General features: G+C 68.1%; 1 protein-coding gene. It reads left to right on the top strand.

Going from position 1 to position 386, the window contains the following annotated elements:
• The coding region (locus tag ACWJ6R_RS38110; protein ID WP_449066817.1) for an AAA family ATPase at window positions 1–373 on the top strand (373 nt) is incomplete at its 5' end.
• Between the last annotated feature and the right edge of the window lie 13 nt (window positions 374–386).

Genomic DNA, 386 nt, shown 5'->3' with positions numbered 1-386 from the left:
AGCTCCGACCGAGGCGATAGCCTTGATCGACATGGAGGAGGTCATGCCCTGCGGGACTGCGGGCACTCCGGACCGTACGGTCGTGATGATGTGCGGTCTCGCCGGGTCCGGCAAGACGACGTACGCCCTGGCTCTGGAGGAGAGCGGTTACACCCGGCTCTCGATCGACGAGGAGATCTGGCGGCGCTTCGGACGGGACGGGGCGGAGTTCGCGCCGGACGAGTACGAGCGGCACAAGGGCGCCGCCGAAGAGGTACGCAACACCGTCCGGGGCGCGAACGCCGTAACGGTCTCCGAAGAACTGCTCGACCGCTACCTGGCCGGTTTCGAGGAACCGGCCGGCGAAGGCGAACGGGCCATCCTCCAGCGCTGACCGCCCGATCGTC

The organism is Planomonospora algeriensis (assembly GCF_977012225.1).
Note: the sequence above shows the minus strand (reverse complement) of the source record. Positions and strands in the feature narration are given on the sequence as shown.